At 38.3% G+C, this 2,001-nt stretch carries 2 protein-coding genes; both read left to right on the forward strand.

The window, feature by feature from the left end; genetic code table 11:
* Positions 1-197 precede the first annotated feature (197 nt).
* The gene (locus KKI21_03445) at positions 198-653 is read left to right on the forward strand and encodes a hypothetical protein (GenBank protein MBU4285254.1); all 456 of its coding nucleotides are present in this window, start codon (positions 198-200) and stop codon (positions 651-653) included.
* Positions 654-781: 128 nt separating this feature from the next.
* On the forward strand, positions 782-2,001 hold a 1,220-nt coding region (locus KKI21_03450; protein ID MBU4285255.1), incomplete at its 3' end, for a hypothetical protein.

Consider the following 2,001-nt stretch of genomic DNA (forward strand, 5'->3'; position numbering starts at 1 on the left):
CTTTGGTCATGTTCTTGATTGATATTTCTTCATCCAAGATTGGTTTAATCCATCTAAACTTTTCTTCTTTGGTTGATTTGGGCATAGTTTTCATATGCTCCCAGATTAACAGGAAAGTGCAATATGTGTGTATACATTACCTTAGTCCTTGACAAAACAATAAATTGGGAGTAGAATATAAACATAGGAGGTGGAAGATGAAGAAGAACCTTAAAAAAATGTTTGTGATTTTTGTGGTGGCGGTGGCGATTCTGGTGATTTTAGTGCTGCTGACGCCGGGGTGCAAGACCAATGACAATAGCGATGTGAAAAACTTTGCTGATGTCGTGAGCGTGGACGCGCGGTGGGAACCAGACGGAACTGGATCGGAGTTGTATCTAACAAACCTTACCTTAAGGTTTGTTAACAAGACCCCTGGTTATCAATACGGAGATTTAACCATTGATTGGGGAGATGGGCGAGTAGAAACCATTGGAATTCATCTCCGTTCAACTAATGGAGAAGAAGCAACAGAGAATATCTGGCCAGGGATTGAACGTCCCCAAGGATACAATTTTAAAGGGGAAATAACCGTAACCGTAAAACTGACTATTCAGTTTTTGGGTTATACATCCCCGGCGTTTCCTAAAACAGTGACAATGAGGTCGCTGTAGCCACGAAAACCATGAGAAGCATGGCGGGGGGTATTGTGAAATATACCCCCTTTTTTTATTTGCTTTGTCTTTTATATTTGTTATAATAAAGATAAGATTAACAATTTTAATAAAATTAATAATTTATTATGAAAAAAATCATCATTTTCTCAATAGTGTTTATTGGTCTTTTTATGATTTTCGGTTTTGCGCAGGCAAAAACAATGAATATGACCATACCCTTAGGAACCGAGCAAAAAATTATTTCTTCTTTTTCGCCGATTAATAATTTTCTTCAGCAAATAAAAAGAGCATTTTTGTCGCCTATTCTTGCCTATGATGACCAATATAAAAATATTGGAATTTCTTGCGACAAAGTAGCTGATGGTTCAGATAGGGAACGGATAAAATATTTTGAATTTATTACCAATGAACAAGTATGCGTGGCAAAGTTTGCTAAAGATCCATCTTTTACGCTGGTGTGTAATCAGGACGCTTGTATACTTCAAGAACCTGTTAATACTTATGTATGCAACCCAGTAAAATGGAAAATTATTGATGCAACAGTTGTAACAACTTCAATGGATGATCTTGGTATGGGCTGTTCAGAAAATCATTTTGATGATTATGACCAGTGTATGATGGCTATTGTTCTGATAAAAAGCATGAGTAATTCGAGCGAGGTTGCCAGTTCAACTGATTTTATTCAATGCGCAGAAGATTGGAGCAATGCCAATAGTATTGGCATTACCCAGCCAGCTGGGTTTATTAATATGGATGACCTTCCATCTGGAGCCGGATATGTTTGGCTACACATACAAGCAGGCGGAGGTAGTGTTATTGGTGACGAAGTTTATTGGGAAGGAGAAGTACAGGCCAGGGGCCAAAGGCCGTCTCTTGATTCTTTTACTCTTACTGCTAAACCACAAGGCCAAACAACTAATTCTACTATTACAACCAGTCAGACAATGACTGTTTGCAAAGGCGAGAATTTAAATATTGCTTGGTCGTCCAGCGATAGTAATAATAATATTTTATATGCTGGCGCGACGAATGAACACAAAGGCGGAGAAACTTTGACTGTGGGTCAAAATGGCTCTATTAATCGCACTGCTTATATCACTACGAATTTTATTTTTACTGTAAAAGGTTATGCTGGCGAAGATCGGGAGCAGACTTTTAGGTCGGATGATTTATACATTACAGTTGTTGACTGCGTTGCTCCAAATCTCTCTGTCAATCTAACAGCTTATCCTAGTTCAGGCACAGCTCCTTTATATGACGTAGATTTAGATGCCGATGTTTCAGGCACAGCCACAGGTAATATTATATATCAATTTGACTGCACCAATAATGGAACATGGGAACA

It is taken from the genome of Patescibacteria group bacterium (assembly GCA_018897295.1).
In the GTDB taxonomy this organism is placed as follows: Bacteria; Patescibacteriota; Minisyncoccia; order RBG-13-40-8-A; family RBG-13-40-8-A; genus JAHILA01.